General features: G+C 51.9%; 13 protein-coding genes. 5 read left to right on the plus strand and 8 right to left on the minus strand.

Translation table 11 applies throughout. The features are described 5' to 3' along the window. Window positions 1–181: 181 nt before the first annotated feature. A complete protein-coding gene (locus tag IE117_RS09000) occupies window positions 182–2,845 on the plus strand; it encodes a CotH kinase family protein (RefSeq protein ID WP_189563952.1) in 2,664 nt (887 codons plus the stop codon). A 16-nt stretch (window positions 2,846–2,861) separates the two neighbouring features. On the opposite strand, the gene IE117_RS09005 is transcribed toward IE117_RS09000, so the two are convergent. The 3 genes from IE117_RS09005 to IE117_RS09015 form a co-directional block, all read right to left on the minus strand. After that, window positions 2,862–4,013 (minus strand): dioxygenase family protein, encoded by a 1,152-nt coding sequence (locus IE117_RS09005; RefSeq protein WP_189563953.1) that lies wholly within the window; start codon window positions 4,011–4,013, stop codon window positions 2,862–2,864. Window positions 4,014–4,127: 114 nt separating this feature from the next. Beyond that, complete coding sequence (locus IE117_RS09010) at window positions 4,128–4,967, minus strand: LytR/AlgR family response regulator transcription factor (protein ID WP_189563954.1); 840 nt, start codon at window positions 4,965–4,967, stop codon at window positions 4,128–4,130. Window positions 4,968–5,062: 95 nt separating this feature from the next. Further along, the gene (locus IE117_RS09015) at window positions 5,063–5,671 is read right to left on the minus strand and encodes a trimeric intracellular cation channel family protein (RefSeq protein ID WP_189563955.1); all 609 of its coding nucleotides are present in this window, start codon (window positions 5,669–5,671) and stop codon (window positions 5,063–5,065) included. Window positions 5,672–5,844: 173 nt separating this feature from the next. Here IE117_RS09015 and IE117_RS09020 point away from each other — a divergent pair, with 173 nt between their 5' ends. Then, window positions 5,845–8,085, plus strand: coding sequence for a M28 family metallopeptidase (locus IE117_RS09020; protein WP_189563956.1), 2,241 nt, complete (start codon window positions 5,845–5,847; stop codon window positions 8,083–8,085). A 67-nt stretch (window positions 8,086–8,152) separates the two neighbouring features. On the opposite strand, the gene IE117_RS09025 is transcribed toward IE117_RS09020, so the two are convergent. The 5 genes from IE117_RS09025 to IE117_RS09045 form a co-directional block, all read right to left on the minus strand. Continuing rightward, entirely contained in the window at window positions 8,153–8,614 is a 462-nt protein-coding gene (locus IE117_RS09025) for a DsrE family protein (RefSeq protein WP_189563957.1), read from the minus strand. 6 nt (window positions 8,615–8,620) lie between these two features. Next, entirely contained in the window at window positions 8,621–10,054 is a 1,434-nt protein-coding gene (locus IE117_RS09030; protein ID WP_189563958.1) for an OprD family outer membrane porin, read from the minus strand. A 128-nt stretch (window positions 10,055–10,182) separates the two neighbouring features. Next, window positions 10,183–10,557: a DsrE family protein gene (locus IE117_RS09035; protein ID WP_189563959.1), complete on the minus strand. Its 375-nt coding sequence runs from the start codon at window positions 10,555–10,557 to the stop codon at window positions 10,183–10,185. Then, window positions 10,554–10,790 (minus strand): hypothetical protein, encoded by a 237-nt coding sequence (locus IE117_RS09040; RefSeq protein ID WP_189563960.1) that lies wholly within the window; start codon window positions 10,788–10,790, stop codon window positions 10,554–10,556. Before IE117_RS09040 ends, IE117_RS09035 begins: the two co-directional genes overlap by 4 nt. A gap of 106 nt (window positions 10,791–10,896) precedes the next feature. After that, the gene (locus tag IE117_RS09045; RefSeq protein WP_189563961.1) at window positions 10,897–12,309 is read right to left on the minus strand and encodes an MBL fold metallo-hydrolase; all 1,413 of its coding nucleotides are present in this window, start codon (window positions 12,307–12,309) and stop codon (window positions 10,897–10,899) included. A 641-nt stretch (window positions 12,310–12,950) separates the two neighbouring features. On the opposite strand from IE117_RS09045, the gene IE117_RS09050 reads away from it, so the two are divergent. The 3 genes from IE117_RS09050 (at window position 12,951) to IE117_RS09060 (ending at window position 21,817) form a co-directional block, all read left to right on the plus strand. Beyond that, the gene (locus tag IE117_RS09050; RefSeq protein ID WP_189563962.1) at window positions 12,951–16,262 is read left to right on the plus strand and encodes a SusC/RagA family TonB-linked outer membrane protein; all 3,312 of its coding nucleotides are present in this window, start codon (window positions 12,951–12,953) and stop codon (window positions 16,260–16,262) included. 36 nt (window positions 16,263–16,298) lie between these two features. Continuing rightward, the gene (locus tag IE117_RS09055; protein WP_189563963.1) at window positions 16,299–18,062 is read left to right on the plus strand and encodes a RagB/SusD family nutrient uptake outer membrane protein; all 1,764 of its coding nucleotides are present in this window, start codon (window positions 16,299–16,301) and stop codon (window positions 18,060–18,062) included. A 95-nt stretch (window positions 18,063–18,157) separates the two neighbouring features. Continuing rightward, the gene (locus tag IE117_RS09060; protein ID WP_229580568.1) at window positions 18,158–21,817 is read left to right on the plus strand and encodes a VCBS repeat-containing protein; all 3,660 of its coding nucleotides are present in this window, start codon (window positions 18,158–18,160) and stop codon (window positions 21,815–21,817) included. Window positions 21,818–21,826 lie beyond the last annotated feature (9 nt).

The following is a 21,826-nucleotide window of genomic DNA, read 5'->3' on the forward strand; positions in this document are numbered from 1 at the left end:
TGATTCGCGGTAAAAGGCGGTAATTTACGACCAACCCGGCAGTAATCAAACGGCAGGGGTGGTGTTTGCCTCAAATGACATGCCCTATTGACCCGATCCGGCATCCTGGAATGGCCTCTGAATTTTGGAGTGATTTTTGCGGGTTTATGACCAATTTAAACTCAACTCCACTTCGACTGGTATGAAAATCTTCTATTTCTCCTTGGTTAATCTGTTTCTGTTTTTTGGGCCATGCGTTGGGCAGTCAGTGGTCATCAATGAGCTGATGGCCAGCAATGACGCTACCATTGCCGATGACGCGGGGGATTATAGTGACTGGATCGAACTCTACAACCCGTCAGATAACACCATAGATCTTTCTGGATATTACATAACCGACAAGCCCAACAATCGTACCAAACATCAACTGCCTTCGGGCGTAAGCATCGGACCCAACAGGTACCTTATTCTATGGGCCAGTGGCGAAACCTCACGGGGAAGCACACACCTGGGATTTAGCTTGTCGGCCGATGGGGAATTTGTGGGGCTTTACGAGCCCAATGGGAGCACTGCGGTAGATGAAGTCAGTTTCGATCCCCAGCGACCTGACATATCCTGGGGGCGTCAGCCAAACGCTACGGGTGGATGGTTTTTTCTGACGCCTGCCAGTCCGGGGGCTGACAATACCGGGGCAGCTGCCTATGACGGAATACTGGATGAACCTGAGTTTTCAATGGATGCGGGATTTTATGGGAGCGATTTTGATCTGTCCCTGAGCACATCCGAGCCGGGAGCCACCATTTATTATACCCTGGATGGCTCCGAACCCGATCCCGATGATGCAGGCGGAGCGAGTTTTCAATATAAAAACAGTTACGAACAAGTACCCGGCCAGCCCAGCGGACCATTACTCAACAGTAGTTTCGAGACTTTGACCTACAGCTCGCCCCTGGCAATCAGCGATAACACGAGCCAACCCAACAAGCTGTCATTGCATGCATCATCCTACGACCACAACCCTACCTATCTACCGGATTCTTCCTTGTTCAAAGCTACCATTGTTCGCTCAATGGTGGCAAGGCCGGGATACCTGCCCAGCAAAACCATTACGAAGACCTATGTGGTAACACCTTCTGGCAGTAGCCGTTATTCTTTGCCGGTTATATCCATAGCTGTCCCACCGAAAGGCCTTTTCGACTACGAAGAGGGAATCTATACCGCCGGGGTGACCTTTGATGGCTGGCGGGCAGGGAACAGTACGACAAATGCTTATGGAGCAGGGGGGTATCCCGGCAACTTTATGCTGTCGGGAAGCGAATGGGAAAGCCGGGCCAATATCGAATTTCTTGATTCTGCAAACCAGGATGTGGTCATAAACCAGGCCATCGATTTGAGGATACATGGCGGATACACACGTGGTAACCCCCAGAAAAGTCTCCGGCTGTATAGTGATTCCTACTTCGACCAGCCTTTTTTTCCGGGGCAGTCGAATGAATTTCACAAAAGGCTGATTCTTCGTGCTTCCGGGAACGATTGGGGTAGTACCATGTTCAGGGACGGCATGTATCAGACGGCGGTCAAGCACCTGCGCTTCGACACACAAGGATACCGCCCCTCGGTACTTCTGCTCAATGGGGAGTACTGGGGGATTCATAATCTGCGGGAAAGGTATGATCGCTTTTACCTGTATAATAGGTACCAAGTGCCTCTAGATAGTGTGGATCTGATCGAAAATAATTACGAAGTGAACGAAGGGGATATCACGGCCTACAATCAACTAATCTCCACTTTGCAGAATGGCGTGCAGGGGCAGGACTACGAAACAGTCAAGTCGAGAATGGATATCGAGAACTATATCGACTATATTATCGCAGAAGTCTACGTCAGCAATACCGACTGGGTTGAGAACAACATCCGTTGCTGGCGGAAGAAAGTGGACGCTTACCAGCCCAATGCCCCATACGGGCATGACGGACGATGGCGCTGGATGATGTACGACACTGACTATGGGATGACCAATTCCCCGGCTCATGATGGACTGGCCTTCGCCACCAACAATGATCCGAATGGGTATCCGAGTCCGGCCCGGACGTTTGTCCTGCGGAGGCTATTGGAAAACCAGGATTTCAGCGAGCAATTCATCAGTCGGTATGCCGACTTGCTCAACACGACTTTCCTGCCCTCGCGACTGACAGGATTCATAAATGAAGCCAGGCAAAAAATCCTGCCGGCAATGCCTGAACAGATTAGCCGCTGGGAACGCCCTGAAAACATGACAGACTGGGAAGAAAACATTCAGATAATGACCGACTTTGTGGAGCAGCGCCCTCCTTATGCCCGCAGTCACATTCGGAATAGGTTTGGCCTGAGTGGCGAGCAAAGTCTGACCGTGAATGTCTCATCGGAAGAAGCCGGGTACGTCAAAATAAACAGTATCGAAATTTTGCCCTCCACCGAAGGAGTCAGCGCAACACCGTATCCCTGGAATGGGATATATTTCCGGGATGTTCCGGTCACCCTCATTGCCAGGGCCAACCCCGGGGAAACGTTCAGGTACTGGACAGAAGCAGGAACGGTGATCGGGACGGACTCGGTACTTACATTGAACCTGGAATCTGACCGCAGTGTCACCGCCGAGTTCGGCCTGCCGAGTGCCTGCGAAAGCGTCCAGTCGGGCGACTGGCACGTGGCCAGCACATGGAGCTGCGGTCGTGTGCCTAACTCTGGCGACGAGGTTGTAATTCGCGACGGCCACGTGGTCACGGTCATCGGTGCTGATGCCGACGCTTTGTCATTGGAATTGCGAAATGACGGACAACTGAACATGACGGAAAATCGAAATCTGAACGTATTTCTTTTTAACTGAATCGATCATCCTGCAGTCAACGGACCTTCCTGGTCAACTTCGCGAAATTCGCCGCCCCTGGCTCTAAATTCTCGTACTTGTCAACGATCACCCGAGCATTATACACCACGAATGTGTTGGCGGCCGCCAGATCTATTTGGTTGAGGTGCACTTCGCTAACCTTGTCCTCAAAGTTCGGAACCACCGTCAGGGCCAGCCGCCGAATATCCAGCTCACGCCCCAACCCTTCAAGTAGTCGAATGGTAGATTCGCGCTCATCGCCCGCATCCATAACCATGTACACCTTCAACTGATCGCCTTTCTCGCGGCTAAGCTTTTCCAAAAAAGTCAGCCACTTTTTGATGTATTTTGGTGATTCGGTTTTCCTGACAAAATACAAAATGCCGTAGTTTCGTCCGTATTTACAGACCGGGCATGCTTTTGATCCGCGATCGGCCCCCCAGGCGTGGTAAGGAGTGAAGGATGGGCTTTCCTCACCGATTGAAAGGCCCGTGTTAGTCTTGTCTGTTTGGCTTTCGGGGTAGTTGGGAATATGCAAACCCAAAATGATGTCGTGTTCGGCCAGCAGGGCGTTGCCTTCTTTGCGGGGGCGCAGCACGCCGCTGCCGCCCCGGTTCTCGAGGGCTTTCCGCCTGGCCGTGGTAAGCAGCGGATCATCGTCGAAAACCAGTTCATCCACATAGTACTCATCGGCGATGCCGGGCTCTTTAACAGACAAATGAATGTGGGCCGGAATGTCGCGATTGGGGTAGGGGGCAGGTTGGTTGGTGTAGAGCGCATAGCTGCCGTCGGCACCGGTTTTCAGCCAGCCTCGCCGCGACCCATGCCGGGCGGCGTCTCCCTGTAGTTCTCCATTGTTTGAATAAAATCCCCGCTCATCGGTTTGCCAGTAATAGACGATGACATTCGGCGCGGGAGTGCGGCCATCGTTTTTATATACCGTTCCCGTCAGCGCAAGTTTGGTACGGGCACCGGTCCAGCCGACGCTCGTATCGGTAGCATTGATTTCGTCGGGCATGTCGATGTACATAATTTCGCAGCCATCGCACCCACCTCCGACGGGGGGCGCGGGTAGTTGGGTACTTGTGCCGGCGGGCTTTCGCTGGCTTTGGCTCTGGCAGGAAATCAGTGAAAACAGGAAGGCTGAAATGAGAAATAGCTTATCCATGGCGTTGCAGTGATGGTTATTTTTGAAAAAACGAACTTTCCAAAAATAAGGGCACACAGCTTGCTGATGTAGTTTTTTTTGCCGAGTCGCGGACTTTCCCCCCTCAGTCGCGAATCAGATCAGCACGCCTTTGGCTTTCCGGGCGTAATGGCGGCTCATGCGCAGAACTGTTCCATCATCCAGCTGCACATCGTAGTCGCCCGTGAGCCGGGAAGTGACTTTCTTTACCCGGTGAATATTCACGATGCAGGAGCGGTGGATGCGGAGAAACTTCTCCAGGTCCAACTGTTCCGTCAGTTTGGTCAGACTTTCGGGATACAGCCATTTGCCTTCTGCCGAATGCAGCACCGTGTAGGAATCCTCCGAGCCGATCCAGTCGATCTTTTCAGTGGCCAGGCGCAAGGTTCTGGCTCCGTCTTTGACTAAAAAGATGCTTAAATGGGTAGTTTTCCCATTTTTATCGGCCCCGGAAACTACCCCCGCGGATGGAAGCCGGTTGATTCGCTTTTCCGTAAAACGGTTGGCAAGCAGTATCAGCAGGCTGTACATCAGTATCCCGGTAAAAAAATCCTCGGAAAGGGATTTGCGGAGTACTCCCTGGAAGTAGAAGGGGTATCCCAATATAACCTCACTCAAAATCGCGATCAATGCCGAAAAGAGTAGTATTTGAAACAGACTTGTCAGAATGGCCAGGAGCGCGTGGATCAATAGGTTCCGGAGAAGCAGGTGTTTGACCGGAAACCGCCTGGCGACCAGGCTAATGAAAACAGTCAGTGGAATAAACAGCAGCCAGTAGATTTTGTACAGCAGGCTTTCACTCCAATAAAAAGAGGTGTCTTTGAGAAAAGCGAAAAGGGCATCCTGGCCAGTGGCCAGAATAGCCACGCTCAGCCAGAAGGCAGGAAGGGTTATACGGGCTGATCGAGGTTGGAAAGTGGAGGCGTTGATTTTCATGTCGATCTGTTTTGAAGGCAGGGTCGGTGGTGGACCGGTTCCTGCATTTCGATAGGTAAATTCGACAAAAAAACAGAAAAAGCCAACTCGCGGGTCTATCTGAAAAAAGTAGGTACCCGCCACTTCAGGCGAACCGCCAAAATGCGCAGCAGGATAATGACCGCCGCCGCGAGAATAAAAGCGGTATTGCGCTCAGTGCCCACGTAGTCGAGCACCAGGTACGATACCGCCCCGGCCAGGCAAGCCGTAGCGTATACTTCTTTTTGGTAAACAATGGGGATTTCGTTAGTCATCGTATCCCGGATCACCCCGCCCATGACCGCTGAAAAAACACCCATGATGGCCGCGATTTCGGGGCGGACACCCAGCGAAAGGGCTTTCTCCGTACCTACTATTGTGAAGAGCGCAATACCGAAAGTATCGAAGAGAAAAAGGGTCCTGCGGAGGCGAATGAGTTTTTTATAAAAGATAAAGGTCAGGACGATTCCAACCATGATGGCGTACAAAATGGTGATGTCACTGATCCAGACGAGAGGGTAGCTACCCAGCAGGAGGTCACGTACCGTACCCCCACCTATGGAAGACACGAATGCCGTGAAACTGGCAGAAAACCAGTCGGGATTGTCTTTGTCCTTTACGGCCAGCGCACCCGATATGGCAAAGGCGCAGGTACCTGCAATTTCAAGAATATATTGAATGCTCATGAACGGCAAACGAAGATAATGGCTTACGAATCAGTAAAGTTCACCAGTAATCGTCATTCTGCGAAACAGACTGGGGTATAACCCAAAATGGGTTCTTTCTTTTCTTTTTAATTTTTGGTAGTAAATTAAGCTTTGTTTTACCAAAAACCTTCTTTATTGACCTAATCAAACCTATGCGTCACCATCTACCAAAGATTCTATTGTTTTCCGGAACTGTGTTTTGTGCACTGAATCCAGCCTTTTCACAAAGTATCCTGGGCTTTGATGCGGCGGGTACCCAGAAAGAAGTGGCCCTTGAAACGAAGTTCGACCAACAACTCAAAGCAGAGAACCTTCGTGCCCACATGAAGCGCATGAGCGCCCATCCCCACCATGTCGGCTCGCCCTTCGGCAAGGAAGTGGCCGAATACGCCCTTGGGTTATTTAAATCGTATGGGTTCGACGCCCGTATCGACATTTCTTATGTGTTGTTCCCTACGCCGAAAACGCGGATCGTAGAGCTGGTCGAACCCACCAGATTCAAGGCGTCACTGGTTGAGCCCGGCCTGAAAGAAGACGCCACTTCCGGCCAAACCAAAGAGCAACTACCCACCTACCACGCCTTCTCGGCCGATGGCGACGTGACCGCCGAATTGGTATTCGTCAACTATGGCATTCCCGAGGACTACGAGGCTCTGGAAAAAATGGGTATTGATGTGAAAGGGAAAATCGTCTTGGCCAAATATGGTAATTCGTGGCGCGGCATCAAGCCGAAAGTGGCCGCCGAAAACGGAGCCATTGGCTGCATCATCTACTCAGACCCTAAGGAAGACGGATTTTTTCAGGGGGATGTTTATCCCAAAGGCGCCTATAAAAACGAAAACGGGGCGCAGCGCGGTTCCGTGCTGGATATGCCGCTTTATCCCGGTGATCCGCTCACCCCTGGCTACGGGGCCACTAAGGATGCCAAACGGCTCGACCATAAGGACGCGCCTACCATCATGAAAATTCCGGTGCTGCCCATTTCCTACGGCGATGCCCTGCCGTTGCTCAAAGCGCTGGGGGGCGAAGTGGCTCCGGCTTCGTGGCGTGGGGCATTGCCCATTACCTACCATGTGGGCCCCGGGCCCGCGAAGGTACATCTGAAGCTGGAATTCAACTGGGATGTGCAACCCGCCTATAACGTAATTGCCACTTTGCAGGGCAGTGAATATCCTGATGAGTGGGTGATTCGCGGCAACCACCACGACGGCTGGGTGTACGGCGCCAACGATCCCCTGAGCGGAGCGGTGGCCGTACTGGAAGAGGCCCGAGCTTTAGGCGAGTTGATGAAATCGGGTTGGAAACCCAAAAGAACGATCGTTTATGCCCTCTGGGATGCGGAGGAACCGGGGCTGCTTGGCTCGACGGAATGGGTAGAAGAGCGGCAAAAGGAATTGGAAGATAAAGCCGTGGCCTACCTCAACTCGGACTCCAACGGCCGTGGCTTCCTGTATGCGGGCGGCTCGCACACGCTCGAAAAATTTCTCAATCAGGTAGCCCGCGATGTCACCGACCCGCAACGTAACGTAAGCGTGGCCGACCGCTTGCGCGCCAAGGTACTTGTGGACGGTAGCCCAAAAGCGAAGCAGGAGGCCCGCAGCCGCAGCGACCTGCGCATCGGTGCATTGGGATCCGGCTCCGACTACACGCCCTTCATCCAGCATCTGGGCATTGCCTCCATGAACCTGGGCTTTGGCGGGGAAGATGGGGGAGGAGAGTACCACTCCATTTATGATTCTTACGACCATTACACCCGTTTCAAGGACACCGATTTCTCTTACGGTATCGCTCTGGCCGAGGTGATGGGCCGCTGCGTGCTCCGCCTGGCCGACGCCACGGTACTGCCATTCGAATTTCAGAACTTTGCGAACACCGTGCAGCAGTACGCTACTGAAATCAAACAAAGCGTCGAAACCCTGCGTATGCAAGCTGACGACCACAATAAACTGTTGGCCGAAAACCGTTTTCAGCTCGCCGCTGATCCGAAGGAACCCTTCACTCAGCCGGAGCCCAAAAGTACCGTGCCCTATCTCAACTTTGCCCCGCTCGACAATGCCCTGGCCACTTTGGAAAAAAGTGCCAATGACTACGCACGGGCAAGCAACGGAGCTGAGAAGCTTTCAACGGGCGATTTGAAAAAGCTGAATGAGATCCTTTACAAATCGGAGCGCTACCTCACCCATCCCGAAGGCCTGCCGCGGCGTGACTGGTTCCGGCACCAGATTTATGCCCCGGGCTTCTATACGGGGTATGGTGTGAAGACGCTCCCCATGATTCGCGAGGCTATCGAGCAGAGCAATTGGACAGAAGCCGAAGCCGGCATTATGCGCGTAAGCGAAACCCTTACCAATTTTGCAGGGCAAGTGGACAAAGCAGTATCGTTGATGAAGTAAAGTACCATTGGCATCCGGCGCTTATAGTCAGCGCCGGATGCCAGCTTTCGGGCAGGTAGTCCCACGGTCAGGGGTGTATGACCGCCCAACCCTGCTGTTGCCGGATAATAATCTCCCCATTGCCGCTTGGTACATAGGAGATGAAGTCGAACAGTTCACTTCTTTCGATTTTCCGTTCCCGCATTGTGTTTTCGCACTCGGCCAGAATCACGCCCCGGTCTTGCAAGGCTTTCAGTTGGGCTTCGTAGGGCTGATTTTTTTTGAACACCGTTACCCCACCGCCATGCGCCACGAGTTCTACTTCCAGCTTTCCCTTCAGGCGCGGATCGTCCAGCGCATTGGCGATGTTTTTGAGTGTCCCCTTGATGACCTTTTCGTCATCGCTGTTAAGCTGGTACACCACTTTGTATGATTTCTTATCCGCCACGGCACCATGAAAATCACCCGGTGCCATTGGCGATTTTTGGGCAAAAGCGACGGAGGTAGTTATCATCGCGGCCAGGATCATCAGTACTTTTAGCATTTTCATCTTCGATTATATTTTATAGTTAAGAACAATGTTAAGCTGGTTCATGCCCACTTTGTTGAGCACATATCGGTCGTTGCCGTAGGAACTACCGACGGCCGTTTTGATTATCCAATACACCTGCGTGTCAAATTTACTCAGCGAACCGTTAAATCGATACGTAAGTCCCAGATTCGTTTGTCGGTAGGCGGGTAGACCGTACTTGTTCAGGGCGTAGTTCTTCACATCGGGCAGCCGATAGTACCCGTGGCTGACTTCAAATTTTAATCGAGAATTGGGAGTAAAGAACAGGTTTGAACTTAGGGCTGTCACGTCACCGGAACCTTCGTTTCGCTCCCGCATCAGGAAAGTGTAGAATGGCTCCCGGCCCCATTCGCGGGGAAAAAGAAACCGACCTTCGGCCGTAATTCGTGTGGCATTCGCGTACAGGGCCCAGTAAGGCGTCTGATAACCAAGCTGCCCCGACATGACAAGTGAACGCCTCGAAGCCGGATTGTACGCTTTGTCCGGCTGGCTGTTGCCACCGTCTCCGACGACCCATTGCCGGGCCAATTGGAAACCCGCTTTCCATTGTCGTTTTTTTGCGGAAGGCCAGACCAGGTCGGCTCGTGTGTACAGCATGTTAAAAACGTTCTGGACATGGGTATCCCAAAGTTGAAACGAGACCATGCCCACCTTCTTTTTGATCCCCAGTTGAATGACATAGTCCGACTGTACATTACCGGCGTATTGGGCAGGCTTGCCCGCCGCATCGACTCCCTCCGGATAGAGCCCGATGCTTTTGCCCACTCCGTACCAGCCCATCGTGGATCGGGGAGCTATCCTGGTCAGAAATTCAGCCTGAATCTGGGTATTGGACGAGTCTCTCCATTCTGCAATTACCCCCTCCACAAAGGTGGGAGACAAACGGCCATCCTGCGGATTGATGAAAGGAGAATGGGGTAGTTGCCGGCCAAGGGTAACATGGGCCCTGGGGCCAAAATGATACGTCGCGTACAATTTTTCAAGGCGGGTGAACACCCCCCGACTGGCGGGGTTTTCTATATCGAATAAACCGACTTCGTAGCGATTTCCCTGACCGGTTTTCGGGTCGCGGACCGCGAGATCAGATGAAAAAAGGTTTGAACTGAAAAAGATACTGCCACCCAGTTCGATTCGCCCGCCGATTCGGGCAGTCTGGTAGCCCAGGCCGGTTCCGATTCCCATCGCATGATAATCGCTCAGGTTCTGACGGTTATCCGTACTCAACCAGAATAGCCGCCCGTGTGCGGAAAGTTGGCCACGACGAAGAAAATTACCCAACCCAGACAAAGAATCCGGCTGCTGGTGTGTAAAGCTCTGAGGTGTATTCGAAACAGGTACCAGGACATCGGCCCAAGTCGGGCGGGCGTACCCGATAAAAAGTACGGCCAATACCTTTACAATAGCCAGCTGAGTGTTCATGCTCCAAAATTAGAGCGTGTCCAGCCCGGATTCCGTGACAAATGTCACATGCAGTAGTTCCCAGCCATGAATGCCTGCTCCTTCGGCGGTGGAAGGATTGAAAACAACTTTCCACCGAGAATGCCAGGTTATATGCCAACTTTAATATAAGCCCAACCTTGTTCCTGCTTTTGGATTAATTCAGCAATGGCAACAGGGACCGTTTCGACAAAAGGCAGCAAATCCGCCGTAGTTAGTTGCTTGCCCCGCATTATGTTTTCACAGACTACCAGTCGTATAGCATTCTCTTCCACAAGTACCCTCAATTGCTCAGTGTGTGCCGCGCTCCCGAGTACAACCATCGCGATGCCGGGTCCATGAAAAACTACCTCTATTTCGGTTTGGGGCCATACTTCCAGTAGGTTTGTGATGTTGCCGATAAGCGCCTTCTGTGAAGGCGCATCGCTGATAGACAAATGGAAAACAACCCGGTGGACCTTCCCACTCTCCTCTGATTGATTCATGCTTTTTTATTACGCTTTAGATACCAGATACCATAGCCAAGAAGCCCAACCCAGGGTAGTCCGTGCAGGAGAAAGTCGCCCCAGTCGACGAGTTTCATACCCGCTGCCCCACCAAGTACCCAGCGCAGCTTGCCCAGAATGTGTGGCTCCGGGCGAAATGGAGCCAGCCCCATTGTCAGACAGGCGATAAGCCAGAACCTGCCTGAGGTCAAAACGGACTTTAGAGAATTCATAGAGTGATCCGGCTGATGAGCAAAAGCTTCTTGAGAGATGGATTTGCTAAAGATCCACCGCAGTATGGTCTGTTAAAAGTGGACAAGATAGCACGTGCCCGTTCTATCAGCTATCTGTCCCGACCGTTTCGGTCGCAACCGGATTGCCCTTATCCACCCACTCATTCATGCTGCCCGAATAGTTTTTAACATTTTGAAAACCTTCCCGAACCAGCAGCGAATAACCGATGGTGGCGCGGTCGCCGCCCTGACAATAAACGACTACTGTCTTCTCGCGGCTAATCTTGTCGAAGTTCTGGGGTAGGGTACCGATGAAAATATTCTCAGCGCCCTCAACGTGACCACTCTTATATTCGGAGGCGCCCCGTAAATCCACAACCTGCACATCGTCGCGCTGACGGTAGTCTTTAAAAGTACCCAGGTCAATGATGTCGGCTTGCCGTAAGTCGGTATCCGGTACACGTATATCTTCGACATACCCATAGACATTGTCCATCCCAATGCGCATTAATTTGCGAGTCAGGTCTTCGATTTGGTCCTCAGCGGCTACCAGCATAAATGGTTCATCGTAATCGATGAACCAGCCCATCCAGGTGGCAAAAGAGTTATTTCCCTGTATGTTGATGCTGCCTGGTATGAATCCTTTGGCAAAGGCCGATTTGTCCCTTGTGTCAATTAGCTTTACCCCCTTCGCGATGGCTTCCCTCACCTCTTCTGCGGTAAGCTTTTTTTGAACGGGTACCTGCGTGAGCAGCGGGCGTTCTTCCTTGTTCAGTTTTTTCATCATGGCAAAGTACTTCGGCGGCTCCGGCTGATCGGACAGCAGCTCTTTGGCGAAGCCTTCGGGGTCACCTTCGTAATCAAAGGCCCAGTTCCTGATTTTTTCGTAGCCCACCGTTGAGCTGGGCACGGAACCCAGTGACTTGCCACACGCCGAACCCGCCCCGTGACCCGGCCATACCTGGATATAAGCTGGCAGGGACGCAAAGGCTTGCACCGAATGGTACAATTGTGCTGCCCCGGCATCCTGAGTACCAGCCATACCGGCCGCTTTTTCGAGCAAATCGGGACGTCCCACATCGCCCACGAACACGAAGTCGCCGGTAAATACCATCACCGGAACCGAAGAAGCGGGATTGTCGGTCAGAAGAAAACTGATGCTTTCCGGCGTGTGTCCCGGCGTGTGAATGACTTCCAGCGTCAGGTTGCCTACCTCAATTTTATCGCCCTGCACGAGTCCGTGGTGCGGAAACGAATACTGCCAGTCGGGTCCTCCTTCGTCCGAGAGGTATAGGGTGGCCTCTGTGAGTGCTGCCAGCTCCCTCGATCCCGACAGGAAGTCAGCGTGGATGTGTGTCTCGGCGATATGGGTGATACGGAGCCCGTTCTGACGGGCTATCTCGAGGTAGGTGTCTACATCGCGCTTGGGATCGATCACTATGGATTCGCCTGTCTTCTGGCAGCCGACTATATAGCTGGATTGGGCCAGCGTTTTATCAAAAATGTGTTGAAAGAACATGGGGTACTTGAAGTTTATTTTTGAAGATGGATAAAAATGAACAGTGTGTGAACAGAAAAGTAGTGCGACACGCTATCCGTTATTGCAAAATACTCAGGTATGGCTGGTATGCGGTATCTTCTGATCAGGTAGACGCATAAAAAGGAAAAGGCTGCGAAGACAACCTCCGCCTGGAAATCAACCAGTTGAAAATAAGTCATGCCCCACCTGAATTTTAAGCAAAGTTCGGCTCCTCACTGCAAAATCTTGGTGACAATTGTTACAGAAGCCAGAAAAGGATCAAAAATTGTTTCCCTGTGAAATGCATTGCCATTGGCAAATAGAGAGCCGTTTATAATACAGACTGCCTTTCAGTTTTCCTGATTTTTTGAAAATCATTTCGGAGTGAAACATTGATTTTCAGAAGCGACTCAAAAAAATGGAATTGAAATTCAATTTTTTTATCGTCAGGATCGAATCTTAACAATTTGATAAAGTGTCAAGTACACAAATATTGAACTTTCAGTGACAGCATTAATACTATAAAGTTTTGAATATTAGGAAGTAAATATTTACTTTTGCAATTGAATTATTTTCAGAAAATGTTTCATTGAATCATTTTCAATTTCTTTCACTATCCTATTATTAACCTAATCAATCTTATGAGAAAAAGCTACTTAAGCTGGATCAGGAACATGAGTGTTCTTGCATTTCTGGCAGTGTTGAATCTCACGGCTTTTGCCCAGGACCGCCGGGTCACGGGTACCGTGAAAGACGGCTCAGGCCAGGGAATCCCTGGTGTGAACATCGTACTGAAAGGCACCTTAACGGGTACAACTACCGACTCGGAAGGTGCTTACGGCATCAATGTCAATTCACCCAGCAGCATTCTATCGTTTTCTGCAATCGGCTTCAAGGCCACGGAAGTGACGGTAGGCACTAAAAGTACCATCGACGTGACGATGGAGGATGACGTAAGTCAGTTAAGCGAGGTGATCGTAACCGGCTACACCACCGACAATCGTCGCGAAACGGCCGGGGCTGTAGCCACGGTGAAAGCCAAAGATCTGACCCAGGTACCCTCGGGTAACGTGGAGCAGCAATTGGCCGGACGCGTAGCGGGCGTGACAGTGATCACCAACGGTCAGCCCGGTACCAACAGTCAGATCCGTGTGCGCGGTTTTGGTGCCTTTGGAGGTAACGAGCCCCTCTATGTAGTGGACGGCGTACCGGTGGGAAACACCAACTTTCTGGCTCCCGATGATATCGAGTCGACGACGGTGCTGAAAGATGCTGCCGCTGCTTCAATTTACGGAGCACGGGCTGCCAACGGTGTAATTGTGTACACGACCAAAAAGGGAAGCAAAGGTGCCAAGAAACTGAGCATTACGTATGATGGACTGTTTGGAGCCACCGATCCCGGTAAGCCTTTCGAATCATTGAGCCCGCAACAGTACGCCGATTGGACTTTCAATGCAGCGCGCAACGACGCTTTGCAAAACAAGACCGAACCTAAGTACGAACATCCGCAGTTTGGTCCCGGTCCTGAACCCGTCATTCCTGATTACATCAACGTGGGCGGTACGCCCGGGGTTGTTGGTACGGTGGATTTGGCCGCAGAAAGGGAAAAATACAACATTGACCCCAAGGCTGGCGGTATTTACCAGGTAGTGCGTGCGAACAAGGCGGGTACTGACTGGTATGATGCCATTACGCGGGTAGCCCCTCTCATGCGTCACTCCCTGGGTTTTTCAGGCGGTGGCGATAACAGTCGTTTTTACCTGAGTTTCAGCGCCCAAAACCAGGGAGGTATCCTGACTTACAACGATTTCAAGCGTTATACCTTCCGGGCAAATACCGAGTTCAACGTGCTGAAAAACCTTCGGGTGGGCGAGAACTTACAGTTTACTTACCTGCAGATTCTGGGCCAGGGCGGTGGCAACAACGGTGCCGGCGTGGCAGCCGATGAGAACGACATCAACCTGGCGTACCGGATGCCTACCATCATTCCGATTTACGATGAATTCGGCGGCTATGCCGGTACGGCAGCCAAAGGATTCAACAACCCCCGCAACCCTGTGGCTAACCGCGACGGTTCTGCCGCTAACCGGAACTTCAACGGCAACGGATTTGGTAACGTGTACATCGAATACGATCCCATTCCCGGTTTGACGCTTCGCAGCTCCATCGGTGGTCAGTATAATAACTACTACTTCTACAACTACGGACGCCTGCAGTACGAAAACTCCGAGAACAACTCGGCGTTCAGCTACGGCGAAGGTGGTGGCTATTCCTTCGGATATGTCTTTACCAACACGGCTAACTACAAGCAACGCTTCGGCAAACATAACATCGATCTGCTTGCCGGTCAGGAAGCACTTAACACGGGCATCTTCAGAGGGATCAATGGTAACGGTCAGAGCCCTTTCTCGACTGATCCCAACTACGTCAACCTGAACACCGTCAGTGCAACCGGGCGTGTGGTAGGCAGTGGTTATGGCAAGGGGGTGAATTTCTATTCGCTGTTCGGACGGGTCAATTATATCTACAACGATAAATACATCGTGACGGGTGTTTTACGGCGCGATGGTTCATCTCGTTTCGGAGCCAACAGTCGTTTTGGCGTGTTTCCCGCTGTTTCAGCAGCATGGCGGATGTCCTCGGAGAACTTCATGAAATCCATTCCCTGGATTTCGGACATGAAAATCCGTGGTGGCTACGGCATCATGGGTAACTCCAACAACGTGGACCCCAATAACCAATACAGCCTTTTTGCCGCCAACATTGGTAACTCTTCCTATGACATCAATGGCACCAACGGCAGCGCCCAGGAAGGATACTACCGGACGCGTATTGGCAACCCCAATGCGAAGTGGGAAACCTCTGTTACGACCAACATCGGCTTCGACGCTACACTGTTTAATGGTAAGCTGGACGTGATTCTGGACCTATGGAAGAAAGACACCAGAGACCTGCTTTACCAAGTACCCGTGACGGCTACTCTGGGTACCTACGCTGCGCCTCCTTCGGTAAATACGGCCCAGATGTCGAACAAAGGAATTGACATCCAGCTGATCAACAAAGGGCGTATCAAGGGAGACCTGAGCTACGAAGTGAACGTAACGGCGGGTATCCTGCGTAATGAAATAGTGAGCCTGGCGGGCGATCAGCAGTACCTGACGACAGTAAACCCCGGCTTCCGGGGAATCAACCCTATTCGTAACCAATTGGGCTATTCGATCTCTTCTTTTTATGGTTATGATGTTGTGGGCCTCTTCCAGACTCAGGCTGAAATCGATGCTGCTCCCAAGCAGGACGGTGTCACTTCTACACAGGCTGCTGCGGAGATCAACGCGAAGGACCCCGAAGCAAACGCCGTTCCCAATGGAGTGGGGCGCTTCCGCTACCGTGATGTCAATGGCGACGGACAAATCACTGCCGACGACCGTACGTATCTGGGCAGTCCTGTACCGAAGTTCTCAGGAGGATTGGCGTTTACGTTGAAATACAAAAACTTCGACCTGAACATCTACGCCAACGGTACGGCGGGCAACAAGATTTTCAACGTCTCGAAATGGTTCACTGATTTCTATCCCTCCTTCCAGGGATCGAGCAAGTCGACGCGTATCCTGGATTCATGGACGCCCCAGAACACCGATGCCACGATACCCATCTACGAATCGGCTTCCAATTTCAGCACCAACACCCAGTCCAACTCGTACTACGTGGAAGACGGCTCTTACCTGCGCATCCAGAATTTATCGATCGGATACACGCTGCCGGCCAACCTGCTGTCACGCATCGGAATGCAGCGTTTGCGGGTGTTCGCCTCTACTAATAACTTGCTGACACTTACCAAGTACCAGGGGCTCGATCCTTCGGTGGGTGGTAATGCCGATACCAATTTCGGAATTGATGTGGGTAACTACCCGATCACACGCAGCTGGAACTTTGGGGTGAACCTGGGCTTTTGATCTATCATCTCTAGAAAAAATATAAACTAATACACAATGAAAAATATATCATTAAAAAGTGCGGCCCTGATCGCCTCCGTTACGGCGGGGCTGGCCTTTGCTGCCGTTTCCTGCAACGATTCCTTTCTGGAAATTCCGGCGACGGGACAGATCAGTGAGTCGCAGTTGACGTCCAAGGCAGGGATTGAAGGGTCGCTCATCGCGGTTTATTCCAACCTCAACGGGCGGGCCAACCGCATGGCCAGCGCCACCAACTGGGTGTGGGGTAGTATCCGCGGCGGCGACGCCAATAAAGGTACCGATCCCGGCGATTTCAGCGACATCAATCCGATTCAACGATTCGAGACGCAACCTACACAAGGGGTGATTCGGGACAATTACGTGGGTAACTACGAAGGTATTGCCCGCGCCAATAACGTTCTGCGTTTATTAAGTAAGGCAGATCCTTCGGTAACGGCGGCTGATAAAAAGAGGATTTCGGCCGAAGCTCGTTTTCTGCGTGCTCACTACTATTTCCAACTGGCGCGCAACTTTGGCCAAACGCCCATCGTGACCGAAGCGGACGATTATGGTACGGGCATTGAGACGATCAAGAACGATAAGCCCATGTACCCCTTCATTGAGGAGGACATGAAGTACGCATACGATAACCTGCCCGCTACGCAGGGAGCGGTAGGACGTGCCAATAAATGGGCGGCTGCAGCATATCTGGCCAAGATTTATCTTACTCAGAAGAAGTTCACAGAGGCTAAACCGCTATTTGATTTGGTGATTACCAGCGGCGTTACTTCCGATGGTAAGAAATACGGGCTGGTGCCAAAGTACGCCGACATCTACAGAGCTTCGAACGATAACAATGCGGAGTCGGTTTTTGCGATCCAAAATGCAGCGAATACGGGCTCTGTCAACAATGCCTTCCCGGAGTTTGACCTGAATTATCCTTACAACACGGGTCCTTCCGGGCCGGGTAACTGCTGCGGATTCTTTCAGCCAAGTTTTGAGCTGGTGAATTCCTTCCGAACCGATGCGACGGGCCTTCCCCTGCTGGATGGTTCGTATAACGATGCCGGAAAAGCGGTCAAGAGTGATTTTCCTCTTAAATCTGCCGAGCCGTTCACCCCGGATGCGGGCAACCTTGATCCCCGTCTGGATCACTCGGTGGGTCGCCGCGGTATCATGTACCTCGACTGGCAGCCGCACCCCGGTGCTGACTGGATTCGGAATCCGGCTAACGGAGGTCCCTATTCTCCCAAGAAATACACTTACTACAAATCTGACGTGGGTTCTTTGCAGGACAACAGCACCTGGACGCCTGGCTACACGGCCCTCAACTACACGATTATCCGTTTTGCAGACGTACTGTTGATGGCCGCCGAAGTTGAAATCGAGGTGGGTAGTTTGGAAAAAGCTCGTGAGTACACCAATATGGTTCGTCGCCGCGCGGCTAACCCAGCAGGTTTCGTGATGCAGGATGGCAAACCCGCCGCCAATTATACTATAGCCGAGTATCCGGCAGCACAGTTCGCGACCAAGGAAAAAGCGCGTGATGCTGTCCGTTTCGAGCGCAAGCTTGAGCTGTCGGGCGAAGGTCACCGCTTCTACGATCTGGTGCGCTGGGGAACGGCCGAGCAGAAAATAAACAGCTACCTCACCTATGACTCGAAATTCCTGCCAACTACCCTGGGAGGCTCACGCTTCACTACGGGTAAGGATGAGTTGTTGCCCATTCCACAAGCCGAAATCGACTTGTTGGGTGCAGAAGGCCCCGCTACTTTAAAGCAGAATCCGGGCTATAAGTAATTGCTTTGGCTTCGTTTCGTACCAAAAAGGCAAGCCAAACGGCTTGCCTTTTTGGTATATTTGAACCTGACATTTTAATTTACAAGTACCTTCCAATGAGCCTTAATCGTTTTGTAGCTTCACTTTGGATCGAGTCTCCGGAAGCCTCTGTAACTTTCGTTATGCCTCTATCCAATTCCCGGAAGCGACCGACAGCAGCCAAGCTGTTTTTGCTGGTTCTACTGCCCTTCCTTTTTACTGCCTGTCAGGAAAAAAAGCTTTTCACCCTTTTGTCCGCCGGGGAATCGGGCGTGAACTTTTCCAACCGCATTACTGAGAACGACAGTATCAATATTATCGACTTCGAGTATGTGTACAATGGGGGAGGTGTGGGTATTGCCGATTTGAACGGCGATAGTTTGCCCGACGTAGTTTTCTCAGGCAATCAGGTCAATAGTCAGGTGTATCTCAATAAGGGAGGGATGAAGTTTAGTGACATCAGTGAACAGGCGGGGCTTTCCAATCTGGGTCGCTGGTGTTCGGGCGTGAGTCTGGTGGATATCAATGCAGATGGTAAAATGGACATCTACCTTTCGGCGACGACCTTTAAATCTGAATCGCAACGAGCCAATTTATTGTTTGTCAATCAGGGAAATGACGCTGAGGGGGTACCGCATTTCAAAGAGATGGCCGCCGAGTACGGTGTTGCCGATACCGGGCATTCAATGCAGGCTGCCTTCTTCGACTACGACAACGACGGTGATCTGGATCTATACGTCCTGATCGACACCATTGAAGAGTACCCTAATCTTTACCACAAAAAAAACACGGATGGCTCCTCAGCTACGACCGACCGGCTCTACCGCTGCGATTGGAGTCAGCAGGGCGGTCATCCGGTTTACGTGAATGTTTCCAAAGAAGCGGGCATCCAGACGGAGGGCTACGGGCTGGGACTTAACATAACAGACTTCAATCGCGACGGCTACAAGGATATTTACATCACCAACGACTACCTGTCCAACGACCTGCTCTACATCAACAACGGCGATGGTACTTTCATGGACAAGGCGCAGGCCTACTTCAAACATACCAGTAACTCGGCGATGGGCAACGACGTGGCCGACCTTAATAACGACGGTCTGGCCGATGTCATGGCCCTCGATATGCTACCCCGCGACAATGAGCGGAAGAAAAAACTCATGGGGGCGAACAGCTACCAGGGGTACCTCAATAATGACCTTTACGGCTTCACTTACGAGTACGTTCGGAACACCATGCAGATCAACATGGGGAACAAGCCTGGTACCAATGAACCCATTTTTGCGGATATGGGGATGATGGCCGATGTCGCCGAAACGGATTGGAGCTGGACTCCCCTGCTGGCTGATTTCGACCACGATGGCTACCGCGATTTGATTGTGACCAACGGGTTTCCCCGTGACGTCACTGATCGCGATTTCGCTCAATTTCGCGCCGAAAGTGGCACCGTGGCTTCCAAGGACTATATGCTGGACCAGATTCCGACCGTAAAAATCAAGAATTACGCCTTCCGCAACCGGGGCGATTTGACGTTTGAAAACGTGACCGAAACGTGGGGGATCGGCGTGCCTTCATTTTCAAATGGCGCGGCCTATGCCGACCTGGATCTGGACGGTGACCTGGACATGATCGTCAACAATATTGATGATTCGGCCTTTGTTTACCGGAACAATCTGATGGAAACCAGGCCGGAGAAAAACCACTATTTGCGAATTGCTTTTCAGGGAGGCGAACACAATCTGAATGGGCTGGGCGCACGTGTTGAAATATTTTACAATGACAGCCTGCGGCAGATGTACGAGCATTCGCCCTATCGGGGGTACTTGTCCTCTGTGGAGCCGATGGCGCATTTTGGCCTGGGAGATGTGCAGACCGTAGACCGGGTCGTCGTTGTATGGCCCAATGGGAAGCAGCAAACACTGAAAAGCGTAAAGGCTGATCAGGTGCTGACCGTCAGGCAATCAGAGGCCACGGATGCGTATGCACCTGACCCGCTTCCTGGACAGCTGTTTCGCAACCTCATGGATTCGGTGGGAATTGACTATGTCCACGAAGAACCGGAGTTTATCGATTTCAACGGTCAGAAACTTTTACTGCACAAACTTTCGCAGTTTCCTCCGGCGGTTGCCGCAGCGGACATTGATGGCGACGGTCTGGCTGACTTATTCGTGGGGGGCTCCCGCCAGCACAAAGGACGATTTTTTGTACAAAAAGCAAATGGTACTTTTCAACTAAAAGATCTGCTGCCCGGTGGAGAAGGCAAAGAGAAAGAATCGGAAGACATTGGCGTGCTGCTCTTCGACGCGGACGGCGATGGCGACAACGACCTGTACATTGCCAGTGGCAGCAACGAGCAGAATGCCGGTGATCCCAGCTATCAGGATCGGCTGTACCTCAACGATGGAAAAGGAGGATTCAGCCTGGCCGCAGGCTCGCTGCCGGAGGCCAGAGTAAGTACCTCCTGTGTCCGTGCCACGGACTACGACCGCGACGGGGATCTCGATCTGTTCGTCGGCGGGCGCATCGACCCGCAACACTATCCCCGGTCGGTCAACAGTTTTATCTTAAGGAATGATTCTAAACCGGGTAGTCCGAAGTTCTCGGATGTGACTTCCCAGGTCGCCCCCCAACTGCAGAACGGCGGTATGATCTGCGATGCCCTCTGGACCGACTACAACAATGATGGCTTTATGGATCTGATCGTAGCCGGCGAGTGGATGCCACTGCAGGTTTTCCAGAATAAAAATGGAAACTTCGTTCCCGATGCAGCCTTGAACAGCTACCTTGAAAAGTACAAAGGATTCTGGAACAGCATTATTGGCGGCGATTTCGACAATGACGGTGATACGGATTATGTGGTGGGAAATATGGGGTTGAACAACCTTGCCCGCACCTCGGACGAAACGCCCCTCACCATGTTGGCGGGTGACTTCAACCAGGACGGAATGTACGACGCCATCCCGATGGTATATTATCCTGATGCGGCCGGCAAGCGGGAATTGGTCCCCTACCACGGACGCGAGGATATGATCAAACAAATGATCCCGATGCGGGCCAGGTACCAGACTTTCGCCGATTTTACCAAAGCCACTTTTGATAACCTGCTAACGGAGGAACAGCGCAGGGAAGCCCTGGTTTTGCAGGCCAATTACCTGAAATCTTCTTACATAGAGAACAAAGGGAATGGCCGGTTTGAGTTGCGGCCGCTGCCCGCCCTGGCGCAGGTCGCCCCCATCAACGGCATGATCGCCGAGGATTTCGATGCCGATGGTCACCTAGATGTACTGCTGGTAGCCAATGACTTCGGCAACGAAGTTAGTGTAGGGCGCTTTGATGCTTCGAATGGTTTGCTTCTGAAGGGAGATGGGCACGGAAACTTTACGCCCCAAACTCAGGTCCAAACGGGTTTCTACGTACCGGGCAACGCGAAGGGATTGGTCCAGCTACCCGACGCTCAGGGAAACCGCCTGATTGTAGCCACCCAAAACCGGGGACCGATGCGCGTTTTTGGCCAGGATCAAAAGCAGGTAACGTGGCTGCCCGTCCAACCCGATGATGCATTTGCCATGGTGAAATTTAAAAACGGAACAACCCGCCGCTACGAACTGTACTATGGTGCCTCTTTCCTCTCCCAGTCGGTGCGGCAGATTCCTCTGAGCGAGCGGGTTGTAGGAGTGGAAATCGTTAATTTCAAGGGCCAGAAACGGAAGGTGCAACCCAACCGCCTGGTTCTTTGATTGTACCTG

The organism is Persicitalea jodogahamensis, assembly GCF_014651615.1.
GTDB lineage: Bacteria > Bacteroidota > Bacteroidia > Cytophagales > Spirosomataceae > Persicitalea > Persicitalea jodogahamensis.

Excerpts from the sequence above, each read along its gene's own strand:
- IE117_RS09030 (WP_189563958.1), bottom strand. The coding sequence starts at position 10,054 with ATGAACACTCAGCTGGCTATTGTAAAGGTATTGGCCGTACTTTTTATC.
- IE117_RS09035 (WP_189563959.1), bottom strand. The coding sequence starts at position 10,557 with ATGAATCAATCAGAGGAGAGTGGGAAGGTCCACCGGGTTGTTTTCCAT.
- IE117_RS09010 (WP_189563954.1), bottom strand. The coding sequence starts at position 4,967 with ATGAAAATCAACGCCTCCACTTTCCAACCTCGATCAGCCCGTATAACC.
- IE117_RS09060 (WP_229580568.1), top strand. The coding sequence starts at position 18,158 with ATGAGCCTTAATCGTTTTGTAGCTTCACTTTGGATCGAGTCTCCGGAA.
- IE117_RS09055 (WP_189563963.1), top strand. The coding sequence starts at position 16,299 with ATGAAAAATATATCATTAAAAAGTGCGGCCCTGATCGCCTCCGTTACG.
- IE117_RS09050 (WP_189563962.1), top strand. The coding sequence starts at position 12,951 with ATGAGAAAAAGCTACTTAAGCTGGATCAGGAACATGAGTGTTCTTGCA.
- IE117_RS09040 (WP_189563960.1), bottom strand. The coding sequence starts at position 10,790 with ATGAATTCTCTAAAGTCCGTTTTGACCTCAGGCAGGTTCTGGCTTATC.
- IE117_RS09005 (WP_189563953.1), bottom strand. The coding sequence starts at position 4,013 with ATGGATAAGCTATTTCTCATTTCAGCCTTCCTGTTTTCACTGATTTCC.
- IE117_RS09020 (WP_189563956.1), top strand. The coding sequence starts at position 5,845 with ATGCGTCACCATCTACCAAAGATTCTATTGTTTTCCGGAACTGTGTTT.
- IE117_RS09025 (WP_189563957.1), bottom strand. The coding sequence starts at position 8,614 with ATGAAAATGCTAAAAGTACTGATGATCCTGGCCGCGATGATAACTACC.
- IE117_RS09015 (WP_189563955.1), bottom strand. The coding sequence starts at position 5,671 with ATGAGCATTCAATATATTCTTGAAATTGCAGGTACCTGCGCCTTTGCC.
- IE117_RS09000 (WP_189563952.1), top strand. The coding sequence starts at position 182 with ATGAAAATCTTCTATTTCTCCTTGGTTAATCTGTTTCTGTTTTTTGGG.
- IE117_RS09045 (WP_189563961.1), bottom strand. The coding sequence starts at position 12,309 with ATGTTCTTTCAACACATTTTTGATAAAACGCTGGCCCAATCCAGCTAT.